This window comes from Trueperella abortisuis, assembly GCF_030811095.1.
GTDB classification, from domain to species: domain Bacteria; phylum Actinomycetota; class Actinomycetes; order Actinomycetales; family Actinomycetaceae; genus Trueperella; species Trueperella abortisuis.
Genome location: NZ_JAUSQL010000001.1, coordinates 454,257 through 472,106, shown reverse-complemented (window position 1 = coordinate 472,106; position 17,850 = coordinate 454,257). Strand labels below are relative to the sequence as shown.

The 17,850-nt window shown below is 64.9% G+C and carries 15 protein-coding genes and 1 tRNA gene; 4 read left to right on the top strand and 12 right to left on the bottom strand.

Annotated elements, in window-relative coordinates:
* Positions 1 to 6 precede the first annotated feature (6 nt).
* Together J2S45_RS01940 and J2S45_RS01935 are read right to left on the bottom strand one after the other, a co-directional pair.
* Positions 7 to 1,047: a cyclase family protein gene (locus J2S45_RS01940; protein WP_307634374.1), complete on the bottom strand. Its 1,041-nt coding sequence runs from the start codon at positions 1,045 to 1,047 to the stop codon at positions 7 to 9.
* A gap of 18 nt (positions 1,048 to 1,065) precedes the next feature.
* Positions 1,066 to 2,406: a short-chain fatty acid transporter gene (locus J2S45_RS01935; RefSeq protein ID WP_296931442.1), complete on the bottom strand. Its 1,341-nt coding sequence runs from the start codon at positions 2,404 to 2,406 to the stop codon at positions 1,066 to 1,068.
* A 239-nt stretch (positions 2,407 to 2,645) separates the two neighbouring features.
* Here J2S45_RS01935 and J2S45_RS01930 point away from each other — a divergent pair, with 239 nt between their 5' ends.
* A complete protein-coding gene (locus J2S45_RS01930; protein ID WP_296931443.1) occupies positions 2,646 to 3,548 on the top strand; it encodes a LysR family transcriptional regulator in 903 nt (300 codons plus the stop codon).
* A gap of 54 nt (positions 3,549 to 3,602) precedes the next feature.
* Here J2S45_RS01930 and J2S45_RS01925 read toward each other — a convergent pair whose 3' ends face one another.
* The 3 genes from J2S45_RS01925 to J2S45_RS01915 all read right to left on the bottom strand — a co-directional run bounded on the left by J2S45_RS01925 (position 3,603) and on the right by J2S45_RS01915 (position 5,791).
* Positions 3,603 to 4,586, bottom strand: coding sequence for a ribose-phosphate diphosphokinase (locus J2S45_RS01925; RefSeq protein WP_270975074.1), 984 nt, complete (start codon positions 4,584 to 4,586; stop codon positions 3,603 to 3,605).
* Positions 4,587 to 4,674: 88 nt separating this feature from the next.
* Positions 4,675 to 5,700 (bottom strand): NTP transferase domain-containing protein, encoded by a 1,026-nt coding sequence (locus tag J2S45_RS01920; RefSeq protein ID WP_307634373.1) that lies wholly within the window; start codon positions 5,698 to 5,700, stop codon positions 4,675 to 4,677.
* Between the two features lie 20 nt (positions 5,701 to 5,720).
* Positions 5,721 to 5,791: transfer RNA gene (locus J2S45_RS01915), tRNA-Gln, on the bottom strand.
* 92 nt (positions 5,792 to 5,883) lie between these two features.
* On the opposite strand from J2S45_RS01915, the gene J2S45_RS01910 reads away from it, so the two are divergent.
* From J2S45_RS01910 to J2S45_RS01900, 3 genes are all read left to right on the top strand, one after another.
* Positions 5,884 to 6,534, top strand: coding sequence for a TetR/AcrR family transcriptional regulator (locus tag J2S45_RS01910; protein WP_270975076.1), 651 nt, complete (start codon positions 5,884 to 5,886; stop codon positions 6,532 to 6,534).
* Positions 6,535 to 6,702: 168 nt separating this feature from the next.
* The gene (locus tag J2S45_RS01905; RefSeq protein ID WP_270975077.1) at positions 6,703 to 7,662 is read left to right on the top strand and encodes an ABC transporter ATP-binding protein; all 960 of its coding nucleotides are present in this window, start codon (positions 6,703 to 6,705) and stop codon (positions 7,660 to 7,662) included.
* Entirely contained in the window at positions 7,662 to 8,870 is a 1,209-nt protein-coding gene (locus tag J2S45_RS01900; protein ID WP_307634372.1) for an ABC transporter permease, read from the top strand. Before J2S45_RS01905 ends, J2S45_RS01900 begins: the two co-directional genes overlap by 1 nt.
* A gap of 60 nt (positions 8,871 to 8,930) precedes the next feature.
* On the opposite strand, the gene J2S45_RS01895 is transcribed toward J2S45_RS01900, so the two are convergent.
* From J2S45_RS01895 to metG, 7 genes are all read right to left on the bottom strand, one after another.
* On the bottom strand, positions 8,931 to 9,458 hold the full coding sequence (locus tag J2S45_RS01895) for a MarR family winged helix-turn-helix transcriptional regulator (protein WP_307634371.1): 528 nt from the start codon (positions 9,456 to 9,458) through the stop codon (positions 8,931 to 8,933).
* 37 nt (positions 9,459 to 9,495) lie between these two features.
* The gene (locus J2S45_RS01890) at positions 9,496 to 11,376 is read right to left on the bottom strand and encodes an ABC-F family ATP-binding cassette domain-containing protein (RefSeq protein ID WP_307634370.1); all 1,881 of its coding nucleotides are present in this window, start codon (positions 11,374 to 11,376) and stop codon (positions 9,496 to 9,498) included.
* Entirely contained in the window at positions 11,376 to 12,281 is a 906-nt protein-coding gene (locus J2S45_RS01885; protein ID WP_307634369.1) for a 4-(cytidine 5'-diphospho)-2-C-methyl-D-erythritol kinase, read from the bottom strand. The genes J2S45_RS01890 and J2S45_RS01885 overlap by 1 nt, the downstream gene beginning before the upstream one ends.
* Before the next feature lie 51 nt (positions 12,282 to 12,332).
* Positions 12,333 to 13,214, bottom strand: coding sequence for a 16S rRNA (adenine(1518)-N(6)/adenine(1519)-N(6))-dimethyltransferase RsmA (gene rsmA / locus J2S45_RS01880; RefSeq protein ID WP_296931453.1), 882 nt, complete (start codon positions 13,212 to 13,214; stop codon positions 12,333 to 12,335).
* On the bottom strand, positions 13,215 to 14,429 hold the full coding sequence (locus J2S45_RS01875; protein ID WP_307634368.1) for a G5 domain-containing protein: 1,215 nt from the start codon (positions 14,427 to 14,429) through the stop codon (positions 13,215 to 13,217).
* 337 nt (positions 14,430 to 14,766) lie between these two features.
* Positions 14,767 to 15,726 (bottom strand): TatD family hydrolase, encoded by a 960-nt coding sequence (locus tag J2S45_RS01870; protein ID WP_307634367.1) that lies wholly within the window; start codon positions 15,724 to 15,726, stop codon positions 14,767 to 14,769.
* Positions 15,726 to 17,531 (bottom strand): methionine--tRNA ligase, encoded by a 1,806-nt coding sequence (gene metG / locus J2S45_RS01865; protein ID WP_307634366.1) that lies wholly within the window; start codon positions 17,529 to 17,531, stop codon positions 15,726 to 15,728. Before metG ends, J2S45_RS01870 begins: the two co-directional genes overlap by 1 nt.
* Positions 17,532 to 17,850: the final 319 nt, after the last annotated feature.

Sequence of the window (17,850 nt, the reverse complement as noted above, 5' to 3'; positions counted from 1 at the left end):
TACTCCTTAAACTGTTGCGACTGGTGTGACAGCTGACCCGGCCGCGCCCGGCAACATGAGTGGCGGGGCGGTCAATAGGTACGAGAACGAACCACGCTTGCGCAGATGGCGAGCAAGCGGGGACAGACGCCACAATTCACCAAGTGGCATTCCCAACTTGACGAGGCAGTGTTCGTGCAGGGGAAGCATCGGGGCTTGCTCGGAGGACGCACCGCTGGCAATCACGTGCTCCACTGCGTAGTTGTCAGCGGCGATCGCCGCGATGTCGCTCTCGCGTAGCCAGTTCAGAAGCGCTTGATCTGTTCCATCGAGAACGGCCCCGTAGCTCTCAAATACGCGGGGGTCAGGGTTACCAGCCATTTCGATGATCTTCTCCGCGAGGCCGGTGTGGAACGTGAGGATATCTCCCGGTTGAGGAGAGATGTGGTCTGCTCTGAAGGCTTCCATCAGATCCTGCAGGCCTATTCGCCTACGTTGCTCGCCAAAATGGTGGCGCAGGTCAATGAGCCAGGCACGACCCTGTACACCCGTTTCTGCAACGGCGTCGATGCTCAACGGCCCCATATTGCTGGTTGAATCACCCGGAAGCGAATCGAAGCCTGCCCCGGTAAGGGAGTCCGGGCCGCGCATGGATTCAGGGCCGAATCCGTTATAAAAGACGATCTCAGCTTCGCCGTCGTCGTCGGCATCAAAAAGCATCCCGGCGTGGGCAAGGGCATCCCACTGTGTCGAGTACTGGTTGTGGAGGACGACAAAATCGTCGGAGAGCACGTCAGTGAAACGAGAGGTTTGCCCGAGCTTGCAAAGGAAGTTGGGTTTGCCCCCACGCAAATTTGGGCGAAGGACAGGTGGTTTGCGGTTGGGGTTCATTTTCGATCCGCCCGGGAGATTCAGAGGCAGGCTCAGGACGAAGACCTTGCCCTCTCGCACAGATTCGAACCCCAATTTGCGTGCATGGTTGCTCAGAAGATTGAGCGTGCCGTATCGGTCGTCGTTGCCCCAACGGCCCCAGTTCGAGCCCTCGGGCTTGCATACCCATCGCGTCATGTCATTTTCCTTTCGAATTTATCCGAGGAAGCCCCAAAGACCGACTCCAACGCCGAAGATCACCCCGACGAACGCGAGGATCAAAACCATGTATCCCATGACGTCTTTGAGCTTCAAGCCGGTAATTGCCAGAACGGGGACAACCCAGAAGGGTTGAACGAGGTTGGTCCACTGGTCGCCGATTTGCACGGCCAGCGCAACAGCAGCGTTATTCGCCCCAAGGGCGTTGGAAGCTTCCAGCATGACTGGACCTTGAACGGCAAACTGGCCGCCGCCGGAAGGGACCAGGATGTTCGTGATTCCGCCAGAAATAAAAGACCAGAGGGGCAGCGTTTCGGCAGTGGAAATGCTAGTGAACAGTTCCGAGAAGGACACGATTAGTCCCGACCCCACAAGGATGGCCATGATGCCTGCATAGAAGGGATACTGTACGATCACGCCGGCAACAACCTTGACGGCGTCGTTCAGAGCGTGGAGGTAATGGCGGGGGCGAGCGAACATCAACATGCCAAGCATGAGGAGAATGATGTTGACGATATTGAGATCGAGCTGACCGCCGTTGACGAAGTGCATGACGGCGTAGACGAGTCCAATGGCGCCGATGAGGATACCCCACAGAGGCGAGTCGTTCATACGGGGGCCAAACAGCCTACTCTCATCTTCCGGAAGTGGTTCAAGTTCGGCGACGACGACGTCATGCTCGGCGGGGCGGTATTCCTTGATCTGCGACGGATCCTTCGGGTGCATGAAAGCGTTGAAAAGCGGGAGGAGGACGATGGTGGCGATGGCCATCCCTCCGACCCAAGGTCCCAAGATGGTCTCGCTCAACGGAACCGTGCCACCCATCTGTTCCTGGACGAAATTGTCCTCAGTGGCGATGAGCAATGGAACCGTTCCGGACAGGCCGATACCATAAACCGAAAAGCCGGAATATCCTGCGGCGATGGCGAGCGGATAGTGCAAGCCCTTGACGTGTCCCGCAATCTTCCTGCCAATGATGCCACCGGCAACGAGACCAAAACCCCAGTTGAGCCATGAACCGATGCCACCGACAAGAGTGATCAGAATGATGGCTGCGCGTGGAGACTTGACAGTTTCTGCCAGTCGGTCGAGTAGGCGATCGACGATCGGGGTCTTAGCCAACATGTAACCCGCCAGGAGGATGACGGTCATCTGCATCGTAAATGCGAGCAGGTTCCAAAATCCGTCACCCCAATACTGAACGACCATCATCGGCGTTGAGCCGCCCCACGTCATCGCCAGGATCATTGCCAGGAGCGTCAGGATGATTGCAATGACAAGCGGATCCGGAAGCCATCGACGCATCAGATTTGTGAAGAAGCTTGCTACGGCGTTCACTCTGACTCCTTTCGTTTAACTGTGTAGCAACTCGTTCAGCTTTGAAGGTCGCTACAAAGGACAAGATTTGCCAGAAGGAATAGGGCAATCCCAATAGCCTTGTGGTCCATCGGATGAAATTCTGTGTCGAAACGGGATCATTGTCACTGGCTTGTTGTGTAGAGTTAATAATCATTAAGTTCAGCTAAACAATTCGATCGATTGGTTAGGTTTGCTGAATGCTGAGAGGTGGGTGAACCATGAGGGACCTTGTCGCGCTTGAAACCTTTGTGGTGCTTGCAGAAGAACTGCACGTGGGGCGCACCGCCGAGAGGCTCTACGTTTCGCCGGCCGCAGTCTCACAACGCTTGGCGGCACTGGAAAAGGAGCTAGGTGGGCGGCTCGCTATTCGCAATACTCGGAATCTGGAACTGACGGAGTTAGGGCGCGCTTTGCACCGCGAAGCGGTTGTACTTCTTGATCAATTCTCGTCAGCCTCGAGACGGCTTCAGGCCCAGGCGACGGGTAGTTCCGGGCGAATCCACCTCTCGTTCATCGGCTCCGTGGGGACGACGGTTCTACCCAGCATTTTGCGGCGGCTTTCTGAACGTATCCCAGATATGACAATTGAAATCGGTAGCCAAGGATTTACCCAGAAAATTGAGGAGCTTCTCGAGTTGCGCCGCACGGATATCGGAATTGGGCGAACTCCGGTGAGGTCTGCACACGTTGACTGGCGTCCCTTGTACGACGACCCGCTCGTTGCCGTGTTGCCCGCGTGGCACAGGTGTGGGAACCAAAAGATCGTTGACCTCAGTGAGCTTGCCAATGATACACACATCGTGTTTCCCGCACATTCAGGATCCGTTGTGGCTGAGCAGACCCAGTCAATGTATCGGCGGGCAGGCTACGAGCCACGGAGAAGGATAGAAGTGACGGAGACTCTGACAGCAATCGGACTTGTAGGAGCTGGTATGGGCGTGACGGTAATGCCGTTGTCCACCCGGCACGTTGGCATACCAAACGTCAAGTACGTGCGTGTTAGGCAGGAGATCATGACGCAGGTGGCAGTGATCTGGCGACGCGATGATTCTAATCCGTTAAGGCAACGCTTCGTGGATGAGCTTCGACTTAGCGGAGGGTTCCTCGACGTAGCTGGTTGAGCGGGGCGCGAGCCAACGCAGAGCGCCAAGCCCACGCCCGTGCGCACGTCCACGCTAGGCGTGCGCCCCGTCGAACAGGCTAGTCACCGAGCCGTCGTTGAAGACCTCCTGGATGGCGCGGGCCAGAACTGTCGCAATCGGCAGGACGGTCAGCTGCGGGAAACGCTTCTCCACGGGGATCGGTAGCGTGTCAGTGAGGATCACCTCGCGCACGCCACATTCCGCGAGGCGCTTCGCCGCCGGGTCGGACAGCACGCCGTGGGTGGCGGCGATGATGACGTCCTTCGCACCGGCTTCGAGGACCACGCGCACGGCTCCCGTGATAGTGCCGGCGGTGTCGATGAGGTCGTCGACGATGACGGCGGTGCGGTCCACGACGTCGCCCACCACGCGGTTGGCGGTGGCCTGGTTGGGTCGGGTGATGTCGCGGGTCTTGTGGACGAAGGCGAGCGGGACGCCGCCGAGGCGCTCACCCCACTGCTCGGCCACCTTGATGCGGCCGGCATCGGGTGAGACGATCACGGACTTGTGCGGCTCGATGCGGGTGCGCACGTAGTTGACCAGCGTGGGCATGGCCCACAGGTGGTCGACCGGCCCGTCGAAGAAGCCCTGGCTCTGGGCGGCGTGCAGGTCCACTGACATGATCCGGTCCGCGCCGGCCGTCTTGAACAGGTCGGCCATGAGGCGGGCCGAGATCGGCTCGCGGCCCTTGTGCTTCTTGTCCTGGCGGGCGTAGGGGTAGGACGGCACGACGACGGTGATGCGCTTGGCCGAGGCGCGCTTGGCGGCGTCGACCATGATGAGGGTCTCCATGATCCACTTGTTAACCGGGACGGTGATGGACTGGAGGATGAAGACGTCGGAGCCGCGCAGCGACTCGTCGAATCGAACATAGATTTCGGAGTTGGCAAAGTCGTAGGCCGTGACGGGCAGGAGTTCGATGCCGAGTTCCTCTGCCACCGCCTTCGCAAGCTCGGGGTGAGCGCGTCCGCTCGCCAGAACCAGATGCTTCGCGCCGCTGGTGTGAATACCCGTCATTCCACTTCCCTTTTCTTCGGCCGCGTCCGCGGTGCCTGAGTGCTAGTGCCCAGCCTACCCCGCACACGTGGGGTGCGGCGGGCCCTTCTTACCTATTGGTGATGCGCGTGCTGAATGGCGAGACCGCCTCGCCGGGGGCGACCTCGCCGCCGCTAAGGACGGCGTGCGGGACACGTGCACGCTCCCCCACGGCTACGGAGTCGAGTTCGGTATTCGGGCCGACGACGGCGAAGGCCGCCACGTGCGTCCTGCCACGCAGGATGGTGCCGGGCTGGATCACCGAGTCGGGTTCGAGCGTGACGTCGACGTCGACGTGAGTGGTGGCCGGGTCGACGATGTGGACGCCGGTGCGCATCCACGCCGCCAGGATGCGGCGATTCTTCTCGGCGCGGAGGGTGGCAAGCTGGACGAGGTCATTGACGCCCTCGGCCTGGACGCTATCCTCCAACACGAAAGAACCGACGCCGGCGCCGAGGGCGTGGGCTCGGGCGACGACGTCGGTCAAGTACATCTCTCCCTGGGAGTTGTTCGTGTCAAGGGTGTCGAGGGACTCGCGCAGGAATGCGATGTCGAAGACGTAGGTAGACGTGCCGATTTCGCGGATCTTCAGCTGCTCGGGGGTGGCGTCCTTGTGCTCGACGATTCCCACCACGGCCCCGGCCGCGTCGCGGATGATGCGGCCGTAGCCGGAGGCGTCCTCGACGACGGTGGACAACACCGTGACGGCGTTGGAGCCGGCGGCATGGATCCGGGCGAGCTCGGCGAGCGTGTCCGCGGTGAACATGGGCGAGTCGCCCGCCATGATGAGCACGGAGCCCGTCAAGCCCGCGGGCAGACCCTGCAGTCCGCACCAGGCGGCGCGGCCGGTGCCCTTGATGTCGTCCTGGTCCACGATCGTGGCGTCCGGGTTGATCTGGGAGATGTGGGCGGCGACCTTGTCGCGTTCGTGGCGCACCACGTAGACGACGTGCTTGGCGCCAGCCCCAACGACGGCGTCGTTGGCGTGGCCCACCAGGGAACGGCCGTTCATCGGCAACAGCACCTTGGGGATCGAGGACTTGATGCGGGTACCCTTGCCGGCGGCAAGGACGATCGCTGCGGTGAGTTCGGCCATGATTCCTCCTGGTCTCAGCGCTCCGCCACTAGGATTCGAACCTAGACAAAGGGTTCCAAAGACCCGTGTGCTGCCTTTACACCATGGCGGAATTCTCCACCATTGTGCCAGCATTGGTGCGGCAATTTCCAATCAAAGTGGGATCAGGTCCGCAATGTCGGCGCCATTTGCGATAATGGGGACATGAAGACAGACTCCTCAGAAGATTCCCGCCCCAAGCGCTCGCGGATGTCACGCATCCAGCGGCGCGAGCAGCTGATCGGCATCGGCCGCCGTCTTTTCGCCGCTCACGGCTTCGACGCCGTTTCAGTGGAGGAGATCGCCACCGCGGCCGGCGTGTCAAAGCCGGTCATTTATGAGCACTTCGGCGGTAAGGAGGGCCTGTATCAGGTGATCGTGGACCGGGAGACGACGGCGCTGCACGAATTGCTCCAGCAGAAGGTGCGCCCGGCGCTGGCTCCGCGCGAGGCGCTCGAAGGCTCAATCCTGGCGTTACTGGACTACATCGAGGTCAATCCGGACGGCTTCGGGCTGATGGTGCACCAGTCGCCGCAGGCGATCGCGGGAGCGCAGTTTTCCACGACCATGTCCGACATGGGCGATTATCTGACGGAGTTACTGGCGGCCTACTTCGAGCACCTCAACTTCGACGTGGATACGGCGCCGCTGTACGCACAGATGCTGGCGGGCGCGGTGGGCACGATGGGTCAGATCTGGGCTCAGGAGAAGTCGCCGGAGAAGGAGGTGCTCGCCGCCCACCTGGTCAATCTCATGTGGAATGGGCTGCGCGGGCTCGAGCACGAACCGAGCCTTGAGCTGCTGGGCCGCGAGTGAGGCACCCACGCCCCCGGTCCCGCGCCACCCGCGCGGGGCGCAAAGCCTACGCCAACTACAAGGAACAGTTGGCCCTCCTCCTCGCCACGAGCGAGAGCCTCAGCCCACCCCTTCCACCGCCACGCGAACAGTAACAGTTTCACACCAACCCACCCACGAAGGAGGATCATGAGTCTCAGCATCCACCGACTATACAAGCGCTTCGGGAAGACCCAGGCGCTTGACGGGATGGACTTCACCGTCCATCCCGGCGAGCTCTACGGCTTCGTCGGCTCCAACGGCGCTGGCAAGACAACCACGATGCGCATCGTCCTCGGTGTCCTATCCACCGACTCCGGCGAGGTCCTGCGCGACGGTCAGCCGCTCACCTTTGAGGACCGCCTGCGCTTCGGCTACATGCCCGAGGAGCGCGGCCTGTACCCGAAGATGAAGGTGGGCGAGCAGCTCATCTACTTCGCGCGCCTGCACGGCCTATCCGAATCCGCGGCGCGTTCCGCGATGGAGTACTGGACGGAACGCCTCGGCGTTCACATGCGCCGCGGGGACGAGGTTCAGACCCTGTCGCTGGGCAACCAGCAGCGCGTTCAGCTCGCGGCGGCCCTCGTCCACGACCCTGAGGTGCTTGTTCTTGACGAACCCTTCTCCGGCCTCGACCCGCTCGCGGTGGCAGACATGAGTGCCGTGCTTCGCGAGAAGGCGCAGGCCGGGGCTACGGTCGTCTTCTCCTCTCACCAGCTCGACCTCGTGGAGCGACTGTGCGACCGCGTGGGCATCGCCTCGCTGGGCAAGATCGCCGCCGAAGGCAGCATCGAGGAGCTACGTTCGACCAGCTCCGACACGCTCCTCGATCTGGAGGTTCCCGACGCCGCCGCCACGGCCAACGCCGTGCGCACGCTGGGATTGACCCCGGAGGTCGAGCGCAACCACGTGCGTGTGCGGCTCTCGGCCGCCGTCACCGACCAGCAGGTGCTGCGCGAGGCGATGGCCGCCGGCCCTGTCCACGGCTTTACGCACGTGCGCCCGACGCTCACCGACCTGTTCGGCAACATCGTCCAGGTCCCCGAGCCGCTGCCTGAAGAGACCGCACCGAAGAAGGGCTTCCTGGGCCTGTTTGGAGGCAAAAAGTAATGCTCGTTCACGTCATGAAGCGCGAATTCACCACGATGGCGCGCTCGAAAGCCATGGTCATCTCCATTGCCATCATGGCGGTGCTCATCCTCGTCGCCGGCTTCGCGGCCCGCTACTTCAATAGCACTGCCGACGAGGGTCCCAGCGCTTCCGACGCCGTGACCATCGCCGTCGAGGAGCAGATGGGCGACTACCTGCCCTACCTGGACAAGGCGGGCGCCGGCTTCCTCAACACCGAGCTGATCGACACCGCCAGCGCCGAGTCCTACCTTGAGGCCAACGACGAATCGGGTGAGGGCTACGCGGCCGTGCTCGCCGGCGAACCGGGCAAGCCCACCCTGGTGGTAGACGGCTCGCCCGCCGGGGGCGTGAACCCCGTGGCCGCGAACGCCGCCAACCTCGCGGCGACCGCCTACCTCCTCGAGTCCAAGGGCGTCGCTCTCAGTGACGCCGACTACGGCCAGCTCGCCGCCTCGGTGTCCGTCACCCCGCAGTTCGTCTCCTTCGGCTCGGGCGGCCTCATCGAGACCGACCCGGTTGGCTACTTCACTTCCCTGATCGGAATCATGATCCTGTTCATGATGATCATGATGGGCATGACCACCATCGCCAACGGCGTGGTCCAAGAGAAGTCCTCGCGCGTGGTGGAGATCCTGCTGACCACGATCCGCCCCCGCACACTACTGCTGGGCAAGGTCCTCGGCATCGGCGCCTTCCTGCTGGTCCAGTTCGCCGTCCTCGGCGCGTCGATCTACATCGCGCTTCAGGTGGCCGGCATCGACTTCTCGATCAATATTGGCAGCTTCCTAGGCTGGATGCTGGTGTGGCTCCTGCTGGGCTTCTTCTTCTATGCGATGCTCATGGGCGCCTTCGCCTCACTGGCCTCCCGCCAGGAGGACCTCGGCGCGGTCACGATGCCGCTATCGCTTTTCATGCTCGTGCCGTTCTACCTCGCGCTGTTCCTCGTGCCGGCGGCACCCGATTCGGTGTGGACGAAGGTTCTCTCCTTCGTGCCGGGCTTTAGCCCGTTCGTGATCCCGGTGCGCCAGGCCTACGGCACGGTCCCGGTAGCCGAGATGGCGATCGCCGCCGTCATCGGGGTGGTGGCGATCCCGCTCGTGGCAATGCTTGCAGGCAAGATCTACTCCAACTCGATCCTGCACACCGGCAAGCGGCTCTCGCTGATCCAGGGCATCCGCGGCCGGTAGGCCCGCACGGCCGGCGCACGCCTTTGCGGGCGCCGGCCGGCACAGGCCCGTCGCACATCGCTACTTGCCCGCGCCCGCCTTCGCGGGCGCGCTGTTGAGGTCGACGAGGGCGAGCAGGACGTCGCGCAGGTAATCGGCGGCCTTCTCATTCTGTTCGCCCGTGAACTGGGCGAGGATCTCGCGCTCAACCTCGAGCAGGTCCCCCATCGCCTCGTCAACGGCCGTCAGCCCCTTCTTCGTGGCGGCCACCCGAACCACGCGCCCGTCATCGGGGGCTGACTTGCGCTTGACCAACCCGCGATCTTGCATGCGGTCGATGCGGTTGGTGATCGTTCCGGAGGAGACGAAGGTATCCTTCATGAGCTGTCCGGCGGTGAGAATATGCGCCGGATCGCGGCGCAGGGCCGCGAGCATCTCGAACTCCCAGGTCTCGAGCCCGTGGCGGGCGTAGACCGCCTTACGGAGTTTCGTAAAGTGCCGGTTGACCCGCAGGAATCGGGAGAAGATCTCCAGGGGTTCCACGTCAAAGTCGGGGCGCTGGGTGCGCCAGGCCTCGACGACGCGGTCCACCTCATCGTGTTTGTCCATGCGAAAAGTTTACTTCACATCGAGATAAACGTGAAGCCTAACCGTAGTATTCGGCCCTCTCCCCCGCCTCGAGCCACTCAAGCTCCAGGGCCTCCAGCTCATCCTTCAGCTCCGCGATCTCCCTGCCGATGGCGGCGAGCCCCTCGTAGTCGCCGGTCTGGCTCACGCTCGCGGCCACCTCGCCCTGCTTGACGCCGAGCTTCTCAATCCGCTCACGCACCCGCCCCATCTTCCGCTCGGCACGCTCCATGTCCTTACGCGCCTGGCGCTCCTTGGCCGCGTTCTTCACCGTCGCCTGCTGCTCGCCGGTCGACGACGCCGAGCCAGCTGCGCCGGTCCCGCCGGGCGTCGCGCCCGCCTCTGTGGGCGCCTCCTTGGCTGCCTGCGCGAGCTGAAGGTACTGGTCCACCCCGCCGGGAAGGTCGCGCACCGTCCCACCCATCACGGCGATCTGGTGGTCGGTGATGCGTTCGAGCAGGTAGCGATCGTGCGAGACGACAACGAGGGTGCCCGGCCACGTGTCGAGGAGGTCCTCGATCGAGGCGAGGGTGTCGGTATCCAGGTCGTTGGTGGGCTCGTCGAGCAGGAGCACGTTGGGTTCCCGCATGAGAAGGCGGAGGAACTGCAGCCGACGTCGTTCGCCTCCCGACAGGTCCGCAACCGGCGTCCAGGCGCGCTCGCGCGTGAAGCCAAGCCTCTCCACCAGCTGGGAGGCGGAGACCTCCTTGCCGCCCACCACCACGTGCGTGGCGATGTCCGCCACGGATTCGACCACCCGCCGGTGAGCCACCTCGTCAAGCTCCTTCGTGTCCTGACTGAGGACCGCGAGCTCCACCGTCTTGCCGCGCTTGACGACGCCCTCGCTCGGCTCAAGCGCCCCGGCGATCAGCCCCAGTAAGGAGGACTTGCCGGCGCCGTTGCGTCCGAGGATGCCCACGCGCTCCCCGGGGGCGAGGCGGAGCGTGACGTCGCGCAGCACGGGGGAGCCTCCGGGCCAGGCGAAGGTGACGTCCTCGAGGTCAACCACCTTCTTACCCAGCCGGGTGGTGGCCATCTTGGTGAGCTCCAGCGTGTCTCGCGGCGGCGGCTCATTGGCGATGAGCTCGTTTGCCGCCTCGATGCGGAACTTCGGCTTCGACGTCCGCGCGGGGGCGCCCCGGCGTAGCCAGGCCAACTCCTTGCGCAGCAGGTTCGCCCGCTTATCCGCCGCCTGCGCCGCCAGCCGGTGCCGCTCGGCCCGCTGGAGGATGTAGGCCCCATACCCGCCCTCGTAGGTTTCCACGTGTCCGGGCACCGGCGCACGCCCACCGGCGCCGTCGTTTCCCGGCACTACCTCCCACAGCCGCGTGCACACGGCGTCGAGGAACCAACGATCATGGGTGACGACGACGAGCGCCCCCTCCCCGCGCGCGAAACGTTCGTTAAGGTATCCGGCCAGGTAGGTCACCCCCTCGATGTCGAGGTGGTTGGTGGGCTCGTCAAGAACGACGACGTCGGCCTCCTCCACCAGGGTCGCCGCGAGCGCCACCCGTCGGCGTTGCCCGCCGGAGAGCTCGCCCACGGGCCTGCCGAGGTCGACGTCGGGGATGAGGCCGGCGTGAAGTTCGCGCACGTGCGCGTCCGAGGCCCATTCGAAGGTGGCGGCGGCGCCGTGGATGGCGTCGCGGACGCTGAGGCCCGGGTCGAGGGCATCGCGCTGTGAGAGTACCGCGAAGCGTGTGCCGCCCCGGACGGTCACCCGGCCAGTATCCGGCTCGAGGGTCCGGGTCAACAGCCGCAGCGCGGTGGTCTTGCCGCCGCCGTTCGGGCCGACAACCCCGATCTTGGAGCCGTCCTCGAGGGAAAGGTTGAGGCCGCCGAGGATCGGCCGGGACCCGAGCGAGATCCCGACCTCCTCCATGCCAAGAATGTGCGCCATTACTCGGCCGCCCGGATGTGCGCGCCGGCGGAGGGGCCGTAGGCGACGTGGATGTCGTAGGGGAAATCGGCGCGAAGCTGCGCGGCCAGCTCCTCCGCCTGCTCGGGGGCGGTGAAGACGGCGATGGTGGGACCGGAGCCGGAGAGGACAACGCGGTGACCGGCCTCCTCGATGAGCTCGATCTCCGCGCCAATCTCCGGCCGAAGCTCGCAGGCGGGTGCCTGCAGGTCGTTCGCGAGTAGGGCGCCGACGTCGTCGATGCTCCCCTGCTCGAGCGCGCGGCGCAGCGCGGCCGTGTCGGCCGGGGCGCCGGCGTCCGGGTGCATGGCGTCGAACTGCCGGAAGACGGCGGGCGTGGACAGGCCGCGTTCGCGGGTGAGCAGCACCCAGGCGTGCATAGCTTTCGGACGTAGCGGGGCGAGTTCCTCCCCACGCCCAATGCCGTGGGCCAGGCCGCCCACGAGCGCGAAGGGCACGTCGGATCCCAGGTCCGCGCCGATCCGCGTCAGCTCCTCGCGGCCGAGCCCGAGCTCCCACAGCTCGTTGAGGGCGAGGAGGGTGGCGGCGGCGTCGGCGGATCCCCCCGCCATCCCCCCGGCCACGGGGATGCGTTTCGTGATACGGATGTGGGCGCCAAGCTCCGCGGGATGCGTGCTCGCGGCGCGCGTATATTCAAGCAGGGCACGGCCGGCACGCATGGCGAGGTTCGTGTCGTCGGTGGGCAGATCCTCCCCCAGCCCGGTGATGGACACCGAGAGTGCCGGCGCAGGCGTGACCTCGACGTCGTCGAAGATGTCGAGCGCCTCGAAGACGGTGTCGAGGGGGTGGAAGCCGTCGGGGCGCGGCCCACCGACGCGCAGGGCCAGGTTCACTTTGGCGGGGGCGGAAACTAAGACTCGTTGCACGTGTCGTATTCTAGCGGTTCTCGGCGGCGACGCATTCCTATGGCGGGCCCGCTAGCGGGCAGCCCGCGCGATCTTCACGAAGTCCTCGATCGTCAGGCGCTCGCCACGAAGCGCGGGATCCACGCCGGCGATCCGCAGAATCGACTCCGCCTGCGCCGGGCTCCCCGCCCACGCCGCCAAGGCCGAGCGCAGTGTCTTGCGCCGCTGGGCGAACGCGGCGTCGACGACGGCGAAGGTGCCCTCCCGCAGCTCCTCGGGGAAACGCGCGGTCTCGGGCCGATCGATGTGGACGAGGGCCGAGTCGACGTTGGGCACTGGCCAGAATACGTTGCGGGAAATCTTCGCCCCGCGCCGGACCTGCCCGTACCAGTTCGCCTTCGCCGACGGCACGCCATAAACGCGCGATCCGGGGGCCGCGGCGAGGCGCTCAGCCACCTCGAGCTGGACCATCACGGTCACGGAACGAAGCGAGGGAAGCTCCTGAAGCAGGGTCAGGATCACGGGAACGGCCACGTTATAGGGCAGGTTCGCCACCAGATGCGTGGGCTCGAAGCTGGCGCCCTGGTGGGCCTGCGCGTATGCGGACGGCACGGCAAGGTCACCGCGCCGCACCTTGAGCGCGTCCTGGAGCAGGACGGCGAAGCGGGCGTCGGCCTGCGGCATGAAGGCCCGGACCGTCTCCGGGAGCGCGGCGGCGAGCGGCGGGTCGATCTCGACGGCGGACAGGCAGGCCCCAGCCTCGAGGATGGCGAGCGTCAGCGAGCCGAGCCCCGGGCCCACCTCGAGCACGGCGTCGCCATCTGCGACGCCGGCCTCGCGGACGATACGCCGAACGGTGCCGGCGTCGTGAACGAAGTTCTGCCCGAGGGTCTTGGTTGGCCTGATGCCGAGGCGATCAGCGAGCTCGCGAATCTGGACGGGCCCGAGCAGCATTTAGTACCAGCCGACGGACTGCGAGTGGCCCCACGCGCCGCACGGGCTACCGTAGCGGCCGGCGATGTAGCCCAACCCCCAGGCGATCTGGGTGGCGGGGTTGGTCTGCCAGTCGGCGCCAGCAGAGGCCATCTTCGAGCCGGGTAGCGCCTGCGGGATGCCGTACGCGCCCGAGGAGGGGTTGGCGGCCAGGTGGTTCCATCCGGACTCGCGCTGCCAGAGCGCGTCCAGGCACGACCACTGGTCCATGCCCCAGCCGTAGGAGGAGAGCATGCCCTGCGCGATCTCGCGGGCGGAGCCCGCCGGGACCGGTGCGGATGCCGGAACGGAGTCCGTGGCTCCCGGCGTCGGATCAGCCGGGGCCGCCGCAGCGCCCTCGCGGGTGCCAACCTGGATGACCTCGGTGACCGGCTCAGCGGTGACCGTCTCAACAAGGAGCAGGCGCGCGCTTTCCTCACCGTCGCGCTTGGTGACCTGGTAGCTGCGCGTGCCCGTGCCTTCAACTCCGGCGGTGGCGACCTTCTCCTCGCCCTTGGCAAGCTCGGCGGTTTCCACGCGCTCGGTCTCGAACGGGATGGTGTAGTCCTCTACGACCGTGGAGCTGGTCACGCGCACGATGACAACCGGCGACGTGGTCACGGTGTCGGACAGGGAAACGGAGACCTCGTCACGCGCGGCGATCGAAATGCCGGCGTTCGCGAGCGCGGCGGCATACGTGTCTCCCTCCGTGGCAACGACGTGTGTGGTCGACCCGTCCACCGTGACGTCAAAGGAGACGGCACCGGCCGGGGCCACCGGGGCCTCTTCCGCGGCCGAATCGACGACGGCGGCGACCGCCTGCTCCACCTGCGGGGGATGGATCACCGGGAAGCCCACCGTGCCACCCGCCGCAAAAACGGCGAGGGAGGCCGCGCTCGCCACGTGCATCGCTTTCGTGTAACGGCGCGGCTTGGGTGCCGGGGCGTGTGCGGCGTGGGAGGTGACCAGGCGAAAGTTCATGTGCTCCGCGTACGGTGTGGCACCGGAGGTCACCACGCGGCTGACGGCCGGGATCTCCGCGGTGTCAGGGGTGCGACTAAAGGCGGAGCCGTGCTGGGTATTGAGCTGGGCGGCCCGCTCTGCCATGCGGCGCGCGCGGCGCGAGCCGGGCCTCGGCGGTGTCGCGAGGAGCGAGGCATCGAAGGCCACGCCACGATCGGTTGAATGATCTGTCAAAACTTCTCCAGTCAACTTGCGCGCGGATAATGTGCGCCCCGCGTTTACATCAACGCAATCGATTGTAATCAAATTGTTATTAATCGCAACTGGGTTGTGCCCGATGTGACAAGCAGATCGCGGATTCGTACCGGTTCCCTTCTGACTCTGCCCCTCCCGAGCAACTATCGCACGCGAGTCTCACGCCCGCCCCACAGCGTTCGCCCGCCCGGCCACCCACGCCGCGCTTATGCCGAGAAGACGCAGATCGGTAGAGCCGGTCTTTGTCTATTGAAGAACCCACCCCAGACAGGTGAGACAAAGGGCCCGATTTTGGCCTCCCACCTCGGGTTTTGCTTCAGATGCCGTACACCTCGCGCGTGGTCGCGTCCACCTTCGCACAGAAGTCCGCCAGCGGCACGAGCCGGAGCTCCGCCAGGTAGGCAGCCGTGTAAGCGACGGCCCAGGCCGCGTTCGGCTGACCCCGGTAGGGCACCGGCGTGAGATAGGGGGCGTCCGTCTCCACAAGCACAAGCTCATCGGGCAGCACCTCGAAGGCCTCGCGCAGGTAAGCGTTCGCAGGATACGTCACAGTTCCAGCCAAGGAGGCGTACCAGCCCTGCTCCCGGCACACGGCCGCAAGATCGGCGTCGCCGGAAAAACAATGGAAGACCGTGCGCTCAGGTGCACCGTCACGCTTCAAAATCTCAACGACGTCGGCGTGCGCGTCACGATCGTGAATCTGCAACGGCTTGCCCAACTCCTTCGCGAGAGCGATGTGCTCACGGAAGGAACACTTCTGCGCAGCCCTGCCCTCCTCGCCCGTACGGAAGTAGTCCAGGCCCGTCTCGCCAACCGCCACCACGGCGTCGTCGGCGCACAGCTCCGCAACGCGCGCGATCGCGTCCGCCAGCGGGATCGAGTGGTGTTCTTCCACCCGCGGCTCAAGCCCGTCAGGGGCAACTTCGCGCACCCCCGCATGCATGGCGGCCTCGTTAGGGTGAATGGCGAGCGCCGCCCAGATCTCGGGACACGAACGGGCAAGCTCGACCGTCCACTCGAGTGCCGGGTACTCGCACCCCGAGGTGATCGCCGCCCGCACCCCCGCACGCGCCATGCCCTCCCGCAGGTTCTCCAGCAGGAGAGGCGGTTTCCACGCGCCGGCGTTGTTCACGCGCTGGATGGGCGCTTCCTGGCCAGGCTCCGGCGCTGGATCCGGGTAGATATGGGTGTGGTTGTCGACGATCGGGACTGCCAGCGGGGCCGGAACCTCCGGAAACGCCCGCTTGCGGTCCTTCTTCGACGCCGAGTCACTCACTATTCGATCCCCAAGCGCTCAAGCTCCTCGGCGACAATCGACTCGTCGAGCTTGACGAACGCCGGCTTCGGCTTCGCGATCGGGGTCCCGGGCACCACAATCCGACGCTCCCACGGGCGCACATTTGCGTAATCGCCGGTGATGATCGGGTAGGGATGGCCGGTGTCGAGGTCTTCGGTCTCCACGATCTGCGGCATGGGCGCGATGTCGCCCGGGCCTCCGAGCACGGCGTCGATCGTGTTTGACGAGTGCGGCAAGAACACGCACATCATCGTGTTGAGGTCCGAAACGGCCTGAATGAGGGTGTTAAGAACGGTGGCGAGGCGTTCGCGCTGCTCGGGAGCCTTGAGCTTGAAGGGTTCAGTGCGGGCCACGTAGGCATTCGCCTCTCCCACCAGCCGCATGATCTCCGCCAGCGCCGCGCGCTGCGCGTGTCCCGCGATGAGGTCACCCACCGTGTCGAAGCCCGCGTCGACGGCGTCGAGCAGCTCACGATCGATGTCCTCCAGTTCGCCCGGAGCCGGGATCTCGCCGAAGTTCTTCGCAATCATCGCCGCAGTGCGGTTGACGAGGTTACCCCAGCCGGCCACCAGCTCCGAATTGTTGCGGCGCAGGAACTCCGACCAGGTGAAGTCCGCATCCTGCGTCTCAGGCCCGGCGATCGAGATGAAGTAGCGCAGGGCATCAGGCTGGTAGCGTTCGAGCACGTCGCGCACGTAGATCACCACGTTCTTCGACGAGGAAAACTTCTTGCCCTCCATCGTCAAGAACTCTGACGCCACCACCTGGGTAGGCAGATTGAGGTGCCCCATGTCCCCCGGCGTGCCGCCCTTGGCGCCTTCACCGTTGTAGGCGAGCAGCTCCGCGGGCCAGATCTGCGAGTGGAAGACAATGTTGTCCTTGCCCATGAAGTAGTAGGACAGCGCCTCCGGATCCGTCCACCACTTCTTCCAGTCCTCCGCCGAGCCGGTGCCGGCCGCCTCACGACGCCGGGCCCACTCGATCGACGCCGACAGGTATCCGACGACGGCGTCAAACCACACGTACAGCCGCTTATTCGGCTTACTCTCCCAGCCGGGGACGGGGATTCCCCACGTGATGTCACGCGTCATGGCGCGCGGACGGACGTCGTCGAGCAGATGCTTGGAGAACGCGATGACGTTCGGGCGCCACTTGCCGTCCTCCTCCACGCCGTCAAGCCACGTGCCGAGCGCGTCGGCTAGCGCGGGCAGGTCGAGGAAGTAGTGTTCAGTCTCCTGGAACTGCGGCGCCAGCCCCGAAACCTTGGAGATCGGGTCGATGAGGTCCTGCGGGTCGAGCTGGTTGCCGCACGTGTCGCACTGGTCACCGCGTGCGCCCGACGCGCCGCAGATCGGGCAGGTGCCCTCGATGTAGCGGTCCGGCAGGGTGTTGCCCGTCTTCGGGTCGATCGCCACCGGCGTCTCCTCTACCAACATGTATCCATTGGCCAGGCACCCGCGGAACAGGTCTTGGACCACTCGCTCGTGGTTGCCTGTGGTGGTTCGAGTGAACAGGTCATAAGACAGGCCAAGCTTGACAAGGTCTTCCACGATGATGCGGTTGTTCTTGTCCGCCAGCTCCTGCGGGGTCACGCCCGCCTTATCGGCCGCCACCAAGATCGGGGTGCCGTGCTCGTCGGTACCGGAGACCATCAGCACGTCGTTGCCACGCATTCGCATGTAGCGGGAGAAGACGTCCGAGGGCACACCAAACCCGGCGACATGGCCGATGTGGCGCGGCCCGTTTGCATACGGCCAAGCGACAGCTGAAAGGATCCTAGACATAGTTCAAGGTTAGCCTTTGCGCACCACTCGGCGAAATCGCCTCTGAGCCGATGTGGCGCGAGCGACCCCGCCGCCCGACCGCGAGCTGCCCCGCCGCCGCCACTTCACTTGAGAATTTGGGCTACCTGCCGACACTTCTCTTGAATATATCGACTACCGATCGCTATATGGGCCTGGTTGACCCCAGATTCATGACTTGTGTCGGGCACCTGCCGGCTCAGCTAGGAAGGACCACAAAAGCCTTTCTATTGCATGCGTTTATCATCGCTGGGACGCAGGAGAGTCAGGTGTGCCCCCACTACCCGAGGGTAGCGGGGGC